Source organism: Gammaproteobacteria bacterium (genome assembly GCA_022450155.1).
Lineage (GTDB): Bacteria > Pseudomonadota > Gammaproteobacteria > Arenicellales > UBA868 > REDSEA-S09-B13.
In genome coordinates this window covers 25,386-43,272 of the sequence record JAKUQR010000011.1, presented here as the reverse complement: position 1 = coordinate 43,272, position 17,887 = coordinate 25,386, and the positions used below count along the sequence as shown (strand labels likewise).

At 52.7% G+C, this 17,887-nt stretch carries 15 protein-coding genes and 1 pseudogene; 5 read left to right on the top strand and 11 right to left on the bottom strand.

From position 1 onward, the window contains the following. Positions 1–4: 4 nt before the first annotated feature. The 9 genes and pseudogenes from MK323_07990 to MK323_07950 form a co-directional block, all read right to left on the bottom strand. The gene (locus MK323_07990; protein MCH2482101.1) at positions 5–241 is read right to left on the bottom strand and encodes a hypothetical protein; all 237 of its coding nucleotides are present in this window, start codon (positions 239–241) and stop codon (positions 5–7) included. 6 nt (positions 242–247) lie between these two features. Next, entirely contained in the window at positions 248–1,450 is a 1,203-nt protein-coding gene (locus MK323_07985; protein ID MCH2482100.1) for an aminomethyltransferase family protein, read from the bottom strand. Positions 1,451–1,496: 46 nt separating this feature from the next. Continuing rightward, positions 1,497–3,110, bottom strand: coding sequence for an AMP-binding protein (locus tag MK323_07980; protein MCH2482099.1), 1,614 nt, complete (start codon positions 3,108–3,110; stop codon positions 1,497–1,499). Positions 3,111–3,147: 37 nt separating this feature from the next. Continuing rightward, a pseudogene (locus MK323_07975) lies at positions 3,148–4,070 on the bottom strand (LLM class flavin-dependent oxidoreductase). A gap of 152 nt (positions 4,071–4,222) precedes the next feature. After that, complete coding sequence (locus MK323_07970) at positions 4,223–4,699, bottom strand: VOC family protein (GenBank protein MCH2482098.1); 477 nt, start codon at positions 4,697–4,699, stop codon at positions 4,223–4,225. Between the two features lie 88 nt (positions 4,700–4,787). Beyond that, positions 4,788–5,657 carry a polysaccharide deacetylase family protein gene (locus tag MK323_07965; protein ID MCH2482097.1) on the bottom strand — a complete coding sequence of 290 codons (870 nt, stop codon included), beginning with the start codon at positions 5,655–5,657 and terminating at the stop codon, positions 4,788–4,790. Positions 5,658–5,723: 66 nt separating this feature from the next. Continuing rightward, positions 5,724–8,024 carry a hydantoinase B/oxoprolinase family protein gene (locus MK323_07960; GenBank protein ID MCH2482096.1) on the bottom strand — a complete coding sequence of 767 codons (2,301 nt, stop codon included), beginning with the start codon at positions 8,022–8,024 and terminating at the stop codon, positions 5,724–5,726. Positions 8,025–8,038: 14 nt separating this feature from the next. Further along, positions 8,039–10,141: a hydantoinase/oxoprolinase family protein gene (locus tag MK323_07955; protein MCH2482095.1), complete on the bottom strand. Its 2,103-nt coding sequence runs from the start codon at positions 10,139–10,141 to the stop codon at positions 8,039–8,041. A gap of 38 nt (positions 10,142–10,179) precedes the next feature. Next, a complete protein-coding gene (locus tag MK323_07950) occupies positions 10,180–10,815 on the bottom strand; it encodes a cupin domain-containing protein (protein MCH2482094.1) in 636 nt (211 codons plus the stop codon). Positions 10,816–11,008: 193 nt separating this feature from the next. Between MK323_07950 and MK323_07945 the strand changes: the two genes are divergently transcribed. Continuing rightward, positions 11,009–11,992, top strand: a complete 984-nt coding sequence (locus MK323_07945; GenBank protein ID MCH2482093.1) for a VOC family protein — start codon at positions 11,009–11,011, stop codon at positions 11,990–11,992. 6 nt (positions 11,993–11,998) lie between these two features. Here the strand turns inward: MK323_07945 and MK323_07940 are convergent, their stop codons facing one another. Together MK323_07940 and MK323_07935 are read right to left on the bottom strand one after the other, a co-directional pair. After that, complete coding sequence (locus tag MK323_07940) at positions 11,999–12,649, bottom strand: malonic semialdehyde reductase (protein ID MCH2482092.1); 651 nt, start codon at positions 12,647–12,649, stop codon at positions 11,999–12,001. A 25-nt stretch (positions 12,650–12,674) separates the two neighbouring features. Continuing rightward, the gene (locus MK323_07935) at positions 12,675–13,532 is read right to left on the bottom strand and encodes a 6-chlorohydroxyquinol-1,2-dioxygenase (GenBank protein ID MCH2482091.1); all 858 of its coding nucleotides are present in this window, start codon (positions 13,530–13,532) and stop codon (positions 12,675–12,677) included. Positions 13,533–13,638: 106 nt separating this feature from the next. On the opposite strand from MK323_07935, the gene MK323_07930 reads away from it, so the two are divergent. Genes MK323_07930 through MK323_07915 form a run of 4 tightly spaced genes read left to right on the top strand, consistent with a single transcriptional unit; the run spans position 13,639 to position 17,873 of the window. Then, on the top strand, positions 13,639–14,082 hold the full coding sequence (locus tag MK323_07930) for a carbon monoxide dehydrogenase subunit G (protein ID MCH2482090.1): 444 nt from the start codon (positions 13,639–13,641) through the stop codon (positions 14,080–14,082). 52 nt (positions 14,083–14,134) lie between these two features. Further along, positions 14,135–14,986: a xanthine dehydrogenase family protein subunit M gene (locus MK323_07925; protein ID MCH2482089.1), complete on the top strand. Its 852-nt coding sequence runs from the start codon at positions 14,135–14,137 to the stop codon at positions 14,984–14,986. A gap of 20 nt (positions 14,987–15,006) precedes the next feature. After that, a complete protein-coding gene (locus tag MK323_07920) occupies positions 15,007–15,492 on the top strand; it encodes a (2Fe-2S)-binding protein (protein ID MCH2482088.1) in 486 nt (161 codons plus the stop codon). After that, the gene (locus MK323_07915) at positions 15,489–17,873 is read left to right on the top strand and encodes a xanthine dehydrogenase family protein molybdopterin-binding subunit (GenBank protein MCH2482087.1); all 2,385 of its coding nucleotides are present in this window, start codon (positions 15,489–15,491) and stop codon (positions 17,871–17,873) included. Before MK323_07920 ends, MK323_07915 begins: the two co-directional genes overlap by 4 nt. Positions 17,874–17,887 lie beyond the last annotated feature (14 nt).

The following is a 17,887-nucleotide window of genomic DNA, read 5'->3' as shown; positions in this document are numbered from 1 at the left end:
TAATTTACTCGCGGTTATAGCGGATAAATGGCGTCAACCACCCGATACGATCGTAAGGGCCCCTGCCCGCCTCGTTAAGGTGCTGTGTCAACCAGTATACCGAAGGACAACCCGCCTCATCGGCAGCCGCGTAGATCGCTTCGGCGGCGGTTGCTTCATAAAGCTCCAGATAGCAGGCCCAGAGTCTGCGCCAATCAAGCTCGTCGCTATCCACGACGGGTCTAATCAGAATATCGGTCATGTACACCTACTCCTGACTCAGTTCAGCACTGCCTAATCCCCGGGGAATTTTCTTTACGCGATCGTAAAACGGCAACGGAACGATTTCGCAGTCATGACGCCCACTGTCGAGGTCGCCCAGAATTAGCTTCTGGCCGAGCCAGTTACCCTGAACAGAATCGATATCATCAAATCGAACGTAGCCGATACCTGTGTTCAGGGTCGGCGACCAATCACCGGTTGTGACCTGACCAACTTGCGCATCACTCTGGAACACGGGCAGTCCCGCCCGCGGCGCTACCGAATCACAGACGAGCCCAAACAAAAGACATGTTCGTTCCGCCTGTTTCAGAGCATCTCGACCAACAAAATCAGGTTTGGAAAAATCCACGAATGCTTCAAGTCCGGCTGCAAACGGCGTCATCCCGCGGTCCATATCTGTACCATTGTCCAGAATGCCCGCCTCGATTCGGCGAATGCCCATGGACTCTGCGCTGGCATAGGTCATCCCATGGTCCCTGCCACTGGCCATCAGATTATCCCACAGCGCACTGTGATCGATGTGGGGGCGGCTGTAGATTTCAAATCCCATCTCTCCGGTCCAGCCCGTACGGGAAACCAGAACCTCCTGTCCACCCAGATTGAACATACCTGCGTGAAAATACCGCAACTCACCGGCGTGCTGATCTGCTGCAGCTTTGCTCAGAACAGCCATCGATTTCGGGCCCTGAATCTGCAATACCCTAGACCCAGGATCGGTCACAGCAACGTCCAGACCCTCGGAAAAAGCCAACAACCACGATTCAAATTCACCGTTGGCAATCACATACCAGAATCGATCTTCCGCCAGCCGTATGACCACGCCATCCATCAGTATGCCGCCCTGCGGCGTACAGGCGATGGCATAGCGCGCACGCCAGCATTTCAGGTTGTCGATCCTGCGAGTTAACACCCGCTCCAGGAGATTGACCGCATCAGGACCGGAAATCTCCAACGGCTTCTCCGGCACATCGTAAAGGACGACGCTTTGACGCAGCCGCCAGTAATCATCGATAGCATTACCGCCAAGCGTCAATGGATAAAAACGGTTGCTGTACAGACCAAAAACCGTCTGCTCGTTGACATATTTATCACTGTACGGCGACTGTTCAAACCGCTTGGAAGACAGACGGACAACCGAGTGAGAATCGGCATAACTCAGTTTTTGTCTGTTGGCGTCGGCTTTTTTCATGTTTGATAGCGGGATAGTTCTGCCTGCTGTTCAGCGCGGGTTCGATTCACAGGGATTCATATTCACCGGCCAGATACCGCTTTCGCAGTTCAAACTTCCGGATCTTGCCAGACCCTGTCAGCGGAAAAGCTTCTACCTGAATCCACAGCACTGGCGTTTTCTGGGGTGACAGATTCTGCCGGCAGTGGGCATGCAGATCCTGTGGATCGATCGCCTCGTCAGTCGCCGCACGAACAAAACAGGCCACGATCTCTCCCCATTTATCATCAGGTAGACCCACCACCGCCACTTCTGCAACCGTGGAATGTTCAAGAAGCGCGTTTTCGATCTCCGCCGGGAACATATTCTCACCTCCCCGGATGATCATCTCCTTGACTCTGCCGGTCACCCTGACGTAACCCCGGGAATCCATGGTTCCCAGATCACCAGTGTGCAGCCAACCCTGCTTGTCGATGGCTTCCACCGTCGCTTCCGTATTGGCGTGGTACTCGATCATGTTGCAGTAACCCTGCACGCAGATCTCACCCACTGTATCGAAAGGCACCACTTTGTTTTCCTCAATACTACGAATCGACACAGTGGTCTGAGGCATGGGTTGCCCGACGCTATTGCAGATATCATCAATGGAGTCTTCGGCATGATGCTGAGTGATCAGCGGGGATGTTTCAGTCTGCCCGTAAACAGTTTCAAACTGACAGCTGAAAGCGTGCTGAATATTGCGCACCAGTTCAGGTGCGACCATCGCACCGCCCGAAACCACCATCTCGACCGACGACACGTCAGCGGGCTCAACGCTGAGCGACTCGAGCAATGCCACCAGCATTGTGGGCACCCCCAGGAATCCTGTGATACGCTCGCTTTCTATAATTCGCAGAATGGCTGCCGGATCAAACAGCTTGAACAGCACCATCTTGCAACCGAATTGAAGACAGCCCAGTGATATCATGGCGCAGCCACTGGTATGAAACATGGGCATGAAATTCGCCCAGGTAGACTCAGGTGTCGCCAGGGCTCGCTTGGCATAGAAGCGGGCATTATTCGTCAGGCTTCTGTGCGCCAGTACCGCGCCTTTTGGAAACCCCGTAGTACCCGAGGTATATTGAATCTGCACGGGATCATCGGGGTATACGTCCGGCAACACCGATACCCTGTCGCCCGTTCGAAACAGTGCAGCGTGATCATCCACATCGACAATCTCACGAACCGCTGCTAGGCCCTCGGTAGCCTTCAGCGCAATCTCATGCATCGGATTGCCGCGATAATGTTTAACCAGGAAGAGCGCAACCGACCCCGATTGTTCAAGCACATACTGCAACTCTTTGTCTTGATAAGAGGGGTTTGCTGTGACCAGAACAAGCCCCGCCAGCGCACACGCATACTCGATCAACAGCCATTCCGGAATATTGGGTGCCCAAACGGTGATCCGCTCACCTTTCGAATACCGGCTCGCCAGTGCCAGTGCCAGTTGTTCACTGTCCGACAGTAGCTCGCTATAGGTCCAGCTACGGCCAGTCTGACCTTCCATATCGACTTCGAGAAGGGCCGTGGTCGACGCGCGCTCGACAGCAGCCTCCCGCAGCAGATCGCCGACGGTCACCTCCCGGAGGATATCGTCTTCCTGCGCTCTAATCAGCGACTCGGTCAGTTGCAGGAAATACATCAACCGATCTCAATCGATACTGTTAAGACCCACCGAGCTACTCTCCGACAACCGCGTTAATCGCCGGCATCACGTCGGTCGCCATTAACTCCATGGATCGAATAGCAAGTTTCTGGTCCTTCCAGTCGTGCCCGGCATAGAGCAAGGTATCAAACGGGCCGACTTCGTCACGAAAAGCCAGCAGCTGTTCGGTGACACTTTGTGGTGTTCCAAAAATGATCAACTGTCGAACAATGGTATCGAGATCCAGGTCTTCATCAGCCTGTTTCTGATCGGTCTTAAACAAGTTAGCACGACCGGCTTTTGCCAGCTTGGTAAACAGTGGCCTGTAGTAATAATAGTAGGGCCCGTCTTTCGCCAGTGCGTAGCTGCGGGCACTCTCCTCAGTGTCAGCAACAAAAATACTTTTGGCCACCCGCCAATTGGCAGGGTCGGCGACCCGATTTCCAGCCACACAGCCCTCTTCATACTGTGGCCGGTGTGTCTTGACCCACTTGGGTTGCAGAAAGTTGGCCGAAATTGGATCCCAGCCCCGCGCCGCCGCCGCTGCGACCCCTTTGGAAAAGGGTGCGACTGCCGTCACTACGATAGGTGGGTGCGGTTTCTGATACGGTCTGGGGATCCGACCCTGCCCGATATCGGGTATCTGTGTACGATCAATGCCCACATTCCAGTACTCGCCCTTGATTTTGTATGGCGGCTCACTGGTCCAGATCTCAAGCACCTGATTAATGCACTCCAGAAACATCGCGTTACGGTCGCTGTCTAAATTTCCCATAGCTTCGGCATCAGAGGGCAAGCCGCCAGGGCTGATTCCCATCAAAATCGGCCTTTAGCCATGTTGTCGACCATAGCCACAAAAAAGCCGTCGACAATTCCCAGTTGATCGGCCAGGATTGCTAACTCTCGATCCTCCTGCAGCGTTTGCGAATAATCTCGCCCCACTGGGTGAATCGGCATTGTGAAAAAACCAACCTCATCGTGCTAATCAATACCTATTTAAGTACTCACGCCATATAAGCTCGGCACTGCACAGTAAACTGTGCGCAGGCAGTCAATACCACCTGATCCACTGTCCGCAATACTGGTTGGCGTTTAATTTCTGACGTGTATCAAGTACTGTCTTTTCGCGCCATTTTGAGATCTTCACTGAGTAACTCTGGATCGACTTCTTTGACCTCATCAGCATCGAAATTCAGCTCAACTTTGACCCCGTTGGGATCCAACAAAAACAGCTGATAGAGAGCCTGATCATCGACACGTCTTTTCTGAACAGCGACTGATTTTCTGCGCAAGTGCGCCAACGTTTCCGCGAGTCCTGTACAGCGGAATGCGATGTGATCGACAACTCCCGAGCCATGCACCGCTTCTGACTGTTGCCCGAGATAATTTTTTCGTGCATCCGACACATTATCTCCGCCGGTAGTCATGTGTACGACGTCATTGTCCCCGATATACAGCCATTTCACCGGGAAGCCAAAGTCTGGATGTGGTCCCTCTTCCAGACCCAGCACGTCACACCACCAGGCTGCCGTCTCCTCCAGGTTATCCGGTTGAATGAGAAAATGTTCAAGATGATGTAGGGGCATAGGTCCCTCGTTGATAGATTGACATTCTTCAATGACCTAAAACAGGCATCTGCGCGATCATCGTCTCCGCGTATGCAGCCATCGACCGTTATTCATTCACTGTGGAATTGTACCAGTCCAGAATTTCGCTACCGGTCATAAATAACACACCTTCAAATTTTCGTAGGTATTCAAAAATCATATCGTAGTACTTGATGCGGTGCGGCACGCCGGTGATGTAAGGGTGCGTCGATATGCACATGATCCGCGCGCTGTCACCACCCTCACGATAAAGGGTATCGAACTGATCTCGCGCGCGCTCAAAAATCTCCGGTGAACGGTGATGCTGAACAATATATATCGGGATGTCATTCAGCTCCAGGGTATAGGGCACCGCGACAAGACGACCATTTTTAACCTTCATCTCATAGGGCTGATCATCGTTACACCAGTCTGCGACATACTCGATACCCTCATCTGCAAGGATATCGGGCGTATCAAATGTCTCTGCCAGGCCCGGCCCCATCCAGCCGCGCAGTTTCTCGCCGGTAAATGCTTCGATGGTCTCGATTGTCCGCTTGATCACTGCACGCTCATCTGGCTCCTTGTTGATCACTCGTTGGATGTAGCCGTGGCCCAGCATTTCCCAACCTGAATCAAGACTCTCCTGTACCAACTGCGGGTAGCTCTGACAGACAGATGCGTTCAGGCTCACCGTGGCGCGAATACCATGTCGATCCAGCACTTGCTTTAAGCGCCAGAATCCAACCCGCAGGCCGTAGTCAAACCAGCCGAAGTTAGCAATATCCGGAGTAACACCTACACCCTGCGGGGTAGGCAGCACTGCACGCGCCATGGCCTCATTGATATCCCATTCTTCGACATTGATGACCGGCCAGATCGCAATGCGCGCATTACCCGGCAACTTTAATGGTGGTCGATGAAAGATAGGGGAGTAATCAGCTCTTGGATTAGTCATAGGTCCTCCTGTGACTGTTTGTACCAGGCTGGCTGCTACGTCCTATACGTCTCGACGTAAGACCGGTCATTTTTCGATATGAATATCCATCAGGACAGGTTCGCCACGCATGGCAATCTCATTCTCGATCAAAGTACCGCAGCCAGGACAGATAAATTGTCGAAATTCTGGTGTGTCATCGATGAATCGGCTGGGCTCTCCAATCAACAGATTCGACTTTGAGACCGCCTTGTCTATGCGGATACAGTGCTCCTTGTAGTTACTTCCCAGAAGCCCAACCTCTGTTTGACACTTGACACAACAGTAGACTTCGTGATCGATGTCGCCGCGCAGGTCAAGATTCTCCGTCACATGCATCACAATCTCACCGTTGCTACGCACTGGCGTTCCACTGTAACCCTGCAAACGGTGGTGACGCGTATCAGCCCGAAGTTTGCAGGTCGCATCCTGATTCACCTCCAGTGTGTCCGGGTCGACGATTACGCCATAGATCTCGCGGGCAGCTTCAACGGTGACTGCATTTTCTTCTATATCCACTTGGACACGCTCTGTATCCCGATCCAGTGGGTCGCCAAAACCACCCGCTGCACTGCAAACAACTGAATAGACATCTGCAGGCTGCTGTTGAAAATCTATCTGCCTTAACTGCAAAGTCACGTCCTCGCCCTTCAATTCTGAAATGTCATCAACCAACTGGCCGGCCTCAAAGCGTTCCCGTACATCCGAGTTACGCTTATATTTGTACTCATTGGTTGTACCTGGATAACCACCCATCATGCCTGTGCCAGTCGGTGTCGCGTTTCCGGATGACAACGTGTCCTGCGTAATCGATTCTGTGTTGTGCGGTATAAAGCAGCTCTCTGCAGACATTCCACCGCGGTATTTCCCGGCACCGCCGGAATCGGGCACTTCTTTCCGATACAGAAACAGCACTGGAAAATCCTGCTCCGTATGCTCGATGTTCGGCATTTTGCAGATCGGTGTACGGGCCTGACCTCCCGTAGAAATACCGTCTGCATGGGAGAATGCGCCGATCGCCCCGCCTATCGGATCCACGAGGATATAGCCGTAGCGCTCACCCCACTGATCGATTCCTCGAAAAATCGTGGCCGGCCACTGACTGGTACCGCCAATACAGATAATGTCCCGACGCATCTCGGGATCGCTGTAAATCATCTTTGACATCGCGTTATAGGTTGGATAAAGCGAAATCTCCATGGCCTGTACCGGCGCTGTTGATACGGACGCCGGATACCTGGCACAGGTAAAAGTACCCAGTGTTGGATCAAAATCTATGTGTCTGAGCGCACCGGCCGGAGCAAAATGCTGGTCCCAGCACAGAAGTTGATTTATCGCGACAATCTGTGAGCCCCGCCAGCCTGAATAGGTGGCATTCATAGCGCCGTCCTGAGGGGCTGTACCTTCGTTCTCAAAAACCAGTCTAGTACCTTTCTTTCGAATGGTCAGAATCACTCGGTAGGTCTGCCGATCGCCAGGGCGGCAACACTCCACGTAAGTTCGGTCCTGCCACACGCCATCGGGCAAACGTGCCATCTTTTCAAGATAGCTGGTCTCGCTGTCAGCGATGATCTTTTTCATCACGCCCTTGACCGTAGCCGAGCCGTAACGCTGAATCAAATCCAGTAAACGCTGGCGAGCTGAACTGTTGCCGACCATCTGCGCCCGGAAATCCAGAGCGACCATTTCGGGTTTTCGGGAGGACCGCAGGTAGACCTCTTCAATGTCCCGGCGGATCTCGAACCCTTCGATAATCTTGACTGGCGGCAGACAGATGCCCTCATCGAAAGAAGATTCCGCAGCCGGACAGAAACTACCAGGCGTGGCACCGCCGATATCGTACTGATGTAGACAGTTGGTGATCCAGGCAAACAGTTCGCCCTCCCAGAACACGGGACAAATCAACATCACATCCTGCTGATGGGGTGCACCTACCCAAGGGTCATTGGAAAGGAACATGTCACCGTCGGAAATTCCCGGATTGTCACTACGATACTCGAGGATCCATTTCACCTGAGTATCGGCAACACCCGACATGTACTGCATATACGGCCCGACATAAACGAATTCGGCGTCTTCAGTCATGATCGTCGGATTCAGATCCAGCGCATACATTGCAACGGGCGAGCCTGATACTCTCTGGATCGTTGCGCCATGCTCTTCATTGATGTTCCACAATGCATGGCGTATCACTTCAAAAGTGACGGGATCGATATCCGTATCGTAGTCCCTGTGGAGAATCAGCTTCGGCGAGTAACGCAACTCGCTAGACGGGACATACGGGTTGCTCAGCCCGGTAAGACTGTCGATGGGCATCTCGGATATTTTTGTCAGTACTGTTTCTGGCATAGCGGGTGTATCAATCAAGCGAGGCTGAGAACAAAATTTCCGAATAAATCTACATCGACCCGCCGTCCAGGATGCACGACCAGGGTGGTATCAGTGGTCTCAATGACCGCAGGTCCACAGACCTGATTACCGAACACCAGCCTGGCTCCGCTGTAGATCGGCGTATCAATCGTCTGCCTGGGGTCCGACCAGTAAATGGAACGATCTGAAATGTGCGCGGCGGGATCAACACACAATTCTCGGGTCTCTTTCGGTTTCAGGTCCGGCTTCGGGGTCCTGGCGAATGCCCGAATCCTGAAGGTCACCGCTTCCAGTTTCGCCCAGGGCAGCGAGGCCCCCTTACCGTAGATGAGTTCGTAGCGTTCCAGAAAATCCGAGCGCAGCCTTTCAAGATCGATATCGGTCAACGGTTCGGTAGCCACTATCACTTCCACCTCATTGATCTGGCCTTTGTGCCGTATGTCCAGAGAAAACTGTAGTTGCTGTTGATCCGTCGAAACACCGTCTTCAACAAATTGATCATTCACCTGCTCTCTCAATTTCGCAAAGCGATCATTGATCCCTGCAGAATTGAACGGAGAAATCATGATGTCAACCTGTTCAACAATGTGCAGGATATCCGCTGAGGCAGCGCCAAACCCGCACCAGGTAGAAGCGATATTTCCCTGTGGAACAACCACTTTTTGAACACCCAATTCGAAAGCAAACACACCTGCATGCATCGGTCCGGCGCCGCCGAAAGCGAACAACACAAAATCGCGGGGATCAAGACCCTTCTGTATCGTCATCCGCCGGATAAGATCTACCATCTGGAACTCCGAGATCTTGACAATACCCGCAGCCGCTTCCATCAAATCCAGCCCCAACTGCTTTCCAATTTCCGCAATAGCGTTTTCTGCTTTCCCACGATTAAGTTGGATGGTCCCATTCGCAAAAGAATCCACAGCGATATACCCCAGAACCAACGCAGCGTCAGTCACAGTGGGTATCTCACCGCCCTGGTCATAGCAGATCGGGCCGGGCACAGCGCCGGCACTGTCCGGACCTACGCGAAGCACACCGGTCGTCGGATCAACCCGGACGAGGCTGCCTCCGCCATTTCCCACTGCCTGTATGTCGATCTTCGGCAAAAAATACTCATACTGGTTGACGTTACTGACGTAAGTAAAAGCCGGCTCACCGTCGGATATGATGCCGACGTCAAAAGAAGTTCCCCCCATATCTGTTGTGATCACATTGCTGTAGCCCATCAGCTCACTTAGAAACTGCGAGCCGATCACGCCTGAAACAGGTCCGGAATCAAGGGTCAGCAATGGTGCTTCTATGGCCCGGTTCACTGAAATAGTACCGCCGCCGCATTGAGTAATTTGAAGCGGGTGCCCATAACCATAGTCGTTGAGTTCCAAGTCCAGTGTCCGCAGATAGCTGGAGGTCACCGGCCCAATATAGGCATTCAGAGCCACCGCAGTCGTTCTTTCATATTCACCCCACTTGGGTACAAGGTCCGATGACAGAGTAACGAATACCTCCGGTGACTTGGCTCGCACAATCTCACGTATACGCTTTTCGTGCGCTGCATGCTTGAATGACCAGAGAAAACATACGGCAATCGCCTCGACACCCAGCGCAAGCAACTCGTCCACCGCCTGCTCTGCTTCTCTTTCATTCAAATCAACGACCACATGCCCAAAGCAGTCCACACGCTCTGACACCCCTCTGATCAGCTTCTTGGGAATCAGTGGTTTGGGCTTTGAGCTTTCTGGGAAATGGACGACCTTGTCCAGATCCCGACCGGTCAATCCCCGTGAACCACGCATGATATGGATCACATCGTTATGACCTTTGGTCGTAATCAGGCCAACCTGAGCGCCTCTTTTCTGGATGATGGCATTGGTCGCCACTGTCGTCCCATGGGTCAACAACCGGGTTTGGCCACAAAGCGCTTCGAGTGTCATGCCCAGTGTGCCGGCACCTGCACGAAGTGCACTGATCATGCCTCTTGAGAAATCGGGAGGTGTAGAGGGCACTTTCGCGGTGGTCACGTGTCCTGTCTCATCAATTATGACGCAGTCGGTAAATGTACCGCCTATATCAACCCCAACCAGATAAGAAGACATCTCCCCTCCAACGCTGTGAATATTTACAAACCACAAACTCAGGTCGATCGAAAATCCTCCGGATGAACATGGGGCGATACCCACTCATTGCCTCCGCTGTCTGCTGGATCAGCATCCAACAATCCGGCTCCTTCAATTTCTTCAAGCGACTGACGAGTGAACTCAGCAGTCGGTGTGTTTCCGGAGATAATAAACATCAGTATCGAATACTCATCCGCTGGACCATCGGTCACGTTTTCAAAACGCCGGACTGCCCCGGGTGGAAACGAAATCACATCCAGTGGTTCCAGATCAATGTGCTCTACCTCTGCATTTTCCAGTTCCCAGCTGGCCCGCCACTTACCCGTCATAGTAATGAAGGTTTCGTTGGTGTCATGGTTGTGCATCATCGGACCTCTACCGGGAAGCGCTTCACAGTAACCCAGATTGAATCCTTCGGAGATCTTGATTGAAGACATGCGAGCGGCGCGTGCACCTACAGGTGATCCAGCACCACCGCTTTCATTGGGTGGAGGTTGAAACCCAATGACGTTAAACAAAAAGCGTACGGCGTCTGGCATATTGCTGTCTGCAAGACCACCGTCATAGCCCCGGAGACTCCTATACGGGGCCACCCGGTTGAGCATTTCCTCTCGGGTCGGGTAGATGCGAGAGATCTTCTCGTCGTAAGTCATAAGCCTACTCCTCTTTCGCCTTGGCGGCCGGGGGGTTCCAGTCTCTTAGCATAACAATATTCCGGAGTTGGAAACACATAAACACTGTCGAGATTACTGCGGGTGGTACACTGGTTACAGAGTAAATTATCGGCTCGCGCGGCGAATGTATCGTCGGGATACTGACTACTAAACCCACAGAAAGCATGCAACCATGAGTATCAACCATTTACATCACGTGACCCTGACTGTACCCGACGTCGAGGCTCAGAAAAATTTCTATGAAGATTTCGGATTAATTGGAAAATCTGACACTGAACGAGCAATTCTTCAGTGCAAAGGACGAAACCAGGACCAGGTGATTGTGGTGCCAGGTCACGGAATGGGGCTGCACAACATCTCATTTGGCACCACGACGAAAGGACTGAGCGAGATCGAAAAGCGGATTCGAAGAAGTGCAGATGTCACCCTCGAAAAACAACCAACTGATGCGCCCTACGACGGACTGTGGCTCCGCCACGAGTTTGACGGTACGCTCTACAATGTGAATATCAGTCAGCCGGCGGCCGGCCTAGGCGGCCCTAGCCCCCAAAAACCGGCATCACGTCAACCGTCTAACGTGCCTGGCGATTACCAACGACTCAACGCAAAAGGCGGCTTGTCATTTAATCAGAAAGTGTTCCCGACTCGACTGGGTCATGTCGTCCATTTCACCACTGACATCAACAAAAAGATCGACTTCTACACCAGGATACTGGGTCTTAAGCTCACGGACAGATCTGAGAACTTTATCGCGTTCCTTCGTGTGCCAGGTGGGTCTGATCATCATGTCGTTGCTGTCATCAAAGACACTCGACCGGGATTCCATCACGCGAGCTTTGAGGTAAACAACATTGACGAGATGGGACTCGCCGGCCAGCGTATGATGCACAAAGGTTATCGAAACGGCTGGGGTATTGGCCGTCATGCCCTAGGATCCAACTTTTTCTGGTACATCAGGGATCCGCACAATGGGCTCGCTGAATACTTTTTTGATATCGACTACATCGCCGACGACCGCAAATGGCGCGCTCGAGATTGGCCAATGGAGGTATCATTTTTCCTCTGGGGGCCACCGCCACCAGCAGATTTCGGCAAGAACTTCGAAGGTACCCGAAAAACCAGACCACCGAAACCTCAGTCTCTGGCCCGCACCTAGCGCGGCTTAAAGAACTTGACAGGCCACGTCAAAATCCAATCTTGGCAGTCTTTTGAACGTTTTCGACGCATCCCCGTAGCCAATATTGCACAGAAAATTAGAACGAAACATTGTCTCGGCAAAAAATGCTTCATCCACCATCGTATTGTCAAATCCCGACATTGGACCACAATCCAGACCAACAGCCCGTGCAGCAACGATGAAATAAGCACCTTGTAAACTGCCGTTGCGAAATGCGGCGGTTTCAGCGCCTGCAGGATTGTCTTTGAAAGCGAGCTGGACGGCAGGATTCTGGGGAAACATCCTTTCGGCGTACTGCCAGAACGCTACATCGTACGCAATGATGACCGTGACCGGTGCGCTCATTGTTTTATCAACATTGTTCGGTTTAAGCGCAGGTTGCAGCCGTTCTTTAGCCGCCTTGGAGGTCAGAAAGACCAATCTCGCCGGACAGCAGTTCCCACTGGTGGGTCCCATTTTCATAATCTGGTAGACCTGGTCAAGCGTCTCAACCGCAACGGTCTTGTCCTGCCAGGCATTAAAAGTCCGCGCCTCAGTCATCAGCAGCCGGAGGGTTGCGGGATCAGCCGCCTGAATTTCCTTCTTGAGCTCCTGAAGAGAACCCTGTGCCGCAATGTCTAAATCATCAAAATCCATGGTATGTATCCTTGTTTGCCAAGTCTTATGCGGTTGATGCCAGTCTAAAGTCCTCGTTGACCTTAAAGTACGGTGACGAAATTCCAAACTGTTCTGCTTCAACCGAATCATCCAGTTGTTTGAAATCAACAATCAAGCTGTCTTTCACCGCCTGAACAGCATCGGAATTGAGGTAGGGATCACCGCGGACGAATAGATGGGTAGTAAGGGGTTGATGCTGTTCGGCAGAAACCATGAAATGGATATGCGCCGGCCGCATCGCGGGTCGACCCAGGGCTTTCAGCATGACACCCACTGGGCCATCAGTTGGCACCGGGTAGGATGCTGGCTTCTCGGTACAGAACCCGAACTGACCCTGGCTATCCGTGTAGAAAATACCGCGAAGGTTCATGTCTGGAAACCTTTCCGTTTCCTGGACATCGTAAAACCCTTCAGCAGAGGCCTGCCAAACGTCCAGTTTAGCGTTGGCGATCGGAGTGCCATCGATACCCAATACCCGCCCCGTCACCAGGGTAGGTTCACCGGACCTGCCCTTGGAAATATTGGCGCCAAATGGCAATTCAGGTGCGCCAGGTACGTGAAATGGGCCCAGTACAGTGCTCTCAGTCGCGCTTTCCGGCTTAGGGTGTGCCAGCGTGTCGACCAGCATTGACACAGCCAGCGTATCCGAGAGCAGGATAAACTCCTGACGCGTGTCATCGCACCAGTGACCCACCTGGGTCAGAAAGTCAATGGCTTGCCCCCACTCCTCCAGTGTGGGCTCTACTTCTCGCACGACTTCATGAAGATGTGTGATGACCGAAGTCATAATCGATCTAAAGCGCACGTCATCACAATTTTCGAGTCTTGCGAGAGCTTCTACAGTGATTTTGTCTTCGCTCATGTACTCATCTCCGGTGGTGCTCGCGACTACGCATTTTGAGTGGCTTGTGGCCGCGACCCACTTATAATACATCGATGATGACCGCGGCAAGTCTTTCGAACAGGTAATGGAACTCAGCGGTGAAATTCAACTCTCAGCAACGGCAGACGAGATCTGGAAAACTCTCAACGACCCCGTTGCACTGCAACGCTGCATTCCCGGCTGCACAGCCATCGACAGGAAGGACAGCAACACTTTTTTGACAACAATCCGAATAAAAATCGGGCCGGTTAATACTCAATTTTCCACGTTGCTAACAGTGATCCCCGTCGCACCGCCCACCCGTTATTCGCTGACTGGCGAAGGACAAGGCGGCTCCTCTGGGTTTGCAAAGGGCACGGTCAATATCGAACTCAAGGCAAACGCAGCCGGTACTCTACTTGGCTATAGGTCTCAGATTCTAATTGGTGGTAAAGTTGCCCAGGTGGGCTCACGCCTCCTAACGGCCACGGCGAAAAAGTGGGTTAGGCAGTTTTTTGATACGCTCGCGGCGGTTATTAATGAGGATTAAAGACACGACTAAAAAACCGCTAGTGTCTGCTAAATAACACAACCCTTTCACCATGAAAGCTCCAGCATTTGGCTATATTCAACCGAAGACCGTCGATGATGCTCTGGAGTGTCTGCAGCAGCATGGGTCCGATGCGACCGTACTGGCCGGCGGCCAAAGCCTGATGGCGAGCCTTAATATGCGCCTTTCTAATCCCGCCGTACTCATTGATATCAACGATATCGATGAACTCAGCGGTATTAACATGGTTGAGAACCGGCTGAGAATCGGTGCGATGACCCGCCAAGCCGAACTCGAGCATTCAACTCTGGTGTCTCAACATGCCCCTCTGATTACAATGGTGATACCACACATTGCGCACCCGGCAATACGAAACCGTGGAACGATTGGTGGCAGTATCGTGTTTGCTGATCCCGCAGCTGAACTACCCGCTTGTATGGTTGCGCTGAATGGTCAGATGGTCGCCCAGGGCCCCGATGGTGAGCGACGAATCACAGCCACAGAATTTTTTCAGGATCTATTCGAAACAGCACTGGCCGATAACGAACTGCTGACCGCTATAGAAATACCCGTCGCAGACGAGAATCAGCGTTTCGGGTTTCGCGAGCTCACACGCCGGCATGGGGACTATGCCATCGTAGGTCTCTGTGCCTCGAGCGACTGGTCTTCAGACGACTTGACTGAACTGCGGCTCGCTTATTTTAATGTTGGTCCCCGACCTATACTTGCTGAACAGACAGCCAGTGACATCTGCAGGAACTGGCGACAGGAGCAAAACGGGATGTCCCTGGATCGACTTGATGGTGAGCTTGATCCTCCTGATGATCTTAATGCGACTTCAGCCATGCGGGTCCATCTGGCAAAGGTCCTGACTCGGCGGGTACTCAAGGAGTGGCGGTCGTGAGCGATTCGTTGGCTGTACTAATGGGAGAAAGCGAAATCAGCCTGACTGTCAACGGGGAATCGGTCTCCGAACGGGTACCCGTTCGACGGAATCTGGCTGACTTCCTGAGGCTCGATCTAGGGCTAACCGGTACCCATGTAGGCTGCGAGCATGGTGTCTGCGGTGCCTGTACGATCCGCCTTGATGGCAGGATTGTCCGGAGTTGTCTGATCCTGGCCATTCAAACAGATGGCAAACGAGTCGACACGATTGAAGGCCTGTCCGACGATGGCCATCTTGAAGATCTGCAGGCCGCATTCCACGCACGCAATGGACTGCAGTGCGGATTCTGTACGCCGGGTATTCTATTAACAGCTGCTGAACTGATCGAAACACATCCCGATGCCAATCGAGAACAGATTCGGGTCTTTCTCTCGGGAAATTACTGCCGCTGTACGGGGTACCATGCAATTGTCGATGCGATTGAGTCTGTCGTGCGCTCAGGCCAGGAAAAAAGAGAACCATGAATGTTCACCCTAGAAATCGCTGGGTACTGGACCGTCCCAACAGCTACATTGGTCGGAGCGTTCCCAGGCCCAATGCGAAGCGTTTACTTGAGGGTCGAGGCCACTTCGTAGACGACATTGTGCTGCCACGTATGCTGAATGTGGTGTTTGTCCGAAGTCCTTACGCACACGCACGGATTCTCAGTATTGATACCACTGCAGCACAGTCCTATCCAGGTGTCGTGGCGGTTGTCACCGGTGCCCAACTTGCTGAACGCCATGAACCGTGGGTTGGTGTGCTCAAACACCTACAAGGAATTGTTTCTCCACCCCAGTATGCAATGGCCGTTGAAAAAGCGTGCTGGCAGGGAGAGGCCGTGGTCGCGATCCTAGCGAAAACCCGAGCTGAGGGAGAGGACGCGGCTGAAACAGTACAGATACAGTGGCAGGAACTGCCGGTTGTAGCCGACGCCCAGACAGCCCTTGATCCGGATACACCCGTCATTCACGACACTCTGGAGAATAATTTATGCTGGGAACGGAATTTTGCTGCGGGTGACGTCGACCAGGCATTTGCGACCGCTGCCGTTGTAGTTGAGGAAACATTCGATATAGGACGGCACACAGGCGTCACGGTCGAACCGAGGTCAATCATTGCCGACTATCAGCCTGGCGAAGGAAAGCTGACGGTGTATCAGTCAACACAGGCCCCGCACATGATGCAGAACGTGTTTGCCAAACATCTGGGTATGAATGAAGGTGATGTTCGCGTTGTCACAAAAGATGTTGGGGGCTCTTTCGGTATCAAAGTGCACGTTTACGCCGATGAATTTGCCGCAGTTGCGCTGAGCCGGATGTTTCAACGACCCGTCAAGTTCATTGCTGACCGACTTGAGTCATTCGTAACTGATATTCACGCTCGGGATCATCTGGTCAAGGCCCGCATGGCCGTTTCTAAAGACGGAAAGATTCAGGCTCTGGAATTTGATGATCTGACCGGCATCGGACCCTATTCCATGTACCCACGCACCAGTGCTATTGAAGCAAACCAGATAGTCAACCTGACCGGCGGTGCTTATCAGATTGAAAACTACAAAGCGGCAGCGAAGGTTGTATTTCAAAACAAGAATGTGATGTGCCAGTATCGTGCCGTCGGGCACCCTGTTGCCTGTATGATTGCTGAGGGGCTAATCGACGAAGCAGCCCGACAGCTCCAGATGGACCCAGTCGACATCCGGCGGACCAATCTCTACCCTGATGATAGCTATCCCTGCAAGTCCATCACTGGGATGGCATTCGAAAATCTTTCTCACCTTCAAAGTCTGGACAAGCTCTTGGAAATGATGGGCTACGACTCCCTCCGTCAGGAACAGTCAGAACTACGGAAACGGGGTATCTACCGTGGTATAGGACTTGCCACTTTCATTGAGGTCACCAACCCAAGTCCAATGTTCTACGGCGTTGGCGGTGCCGCAATTTCAGCGCAGGACGGTTGTACCTTGCGACTGGATGCCAAAGGTAACGTTTTCTGTGCAACAGGTGTGACTGAGCAGGGGCAAGGTACCGAAACCGTCCTCGCCCAAATTGTTGCGACCAGTGTCGGAGTGGCCATGGAAAACGTCCGTGTAATTACCGGTGACACCGAAGTTACGCCTTATGGCGGCGGCACATGGGCATCTCGTGGTTGTGGCATTGCTGGTGAAGCAGCTGTCCAGGCTGGGCGAGTTCTACGAGAGAACATACTGGATGTAGCTGGAGTAATTCTGCAGACCGAATCAACCGCACTTGATATTCAGAATGGCAATATCGTCGACAGCGTAGACGGAAATGTACTGACCACACTCGATGAAGTCGCCCGCGTTGCTTACTACCGGCCGGATACTTTTCCAGAAGATTTCCAATCTGAACTCGTTGTTACCCGACACTATGTCCCCCGCGACTATCCGTTTGCATTCACAAACGGCATTCAAGCCTCTTATCTCGAGGTCGATGTCGAGACAGGCTTGATCACGTTACTAAAACATTGGTGCGTAGAAGACTGCGGGACTGTGATCAACCCTCAGCTGGTCGATGAACAGATTCGCGGCGGCATCGTACAGGGCCTCGGTGCTGCTTTGTTTGAGCACTGCATTTATGACACAGAGGGCCAGTTGCAGAACGGCACGATGGCTGATTATCTCGTGCCGATGGCCGCGGAAATGCCGGACATTGACTGTGCGCACGTAGTATCAATGACCGGGTCTTCAGAACTGGGAGCTAAAGGTGCAGGTGAAGCGGGCACTGCTGGTGCACCTGCCGCAGTAATGAACGCACTCAACGATGCACTGACGCCCTTTAACGCACGCGTCACCGCGGTTCCACTGACACCACAGAGAATCCTAGAAGCTCTCGGCACTCTATAGCCACAACGCTACCA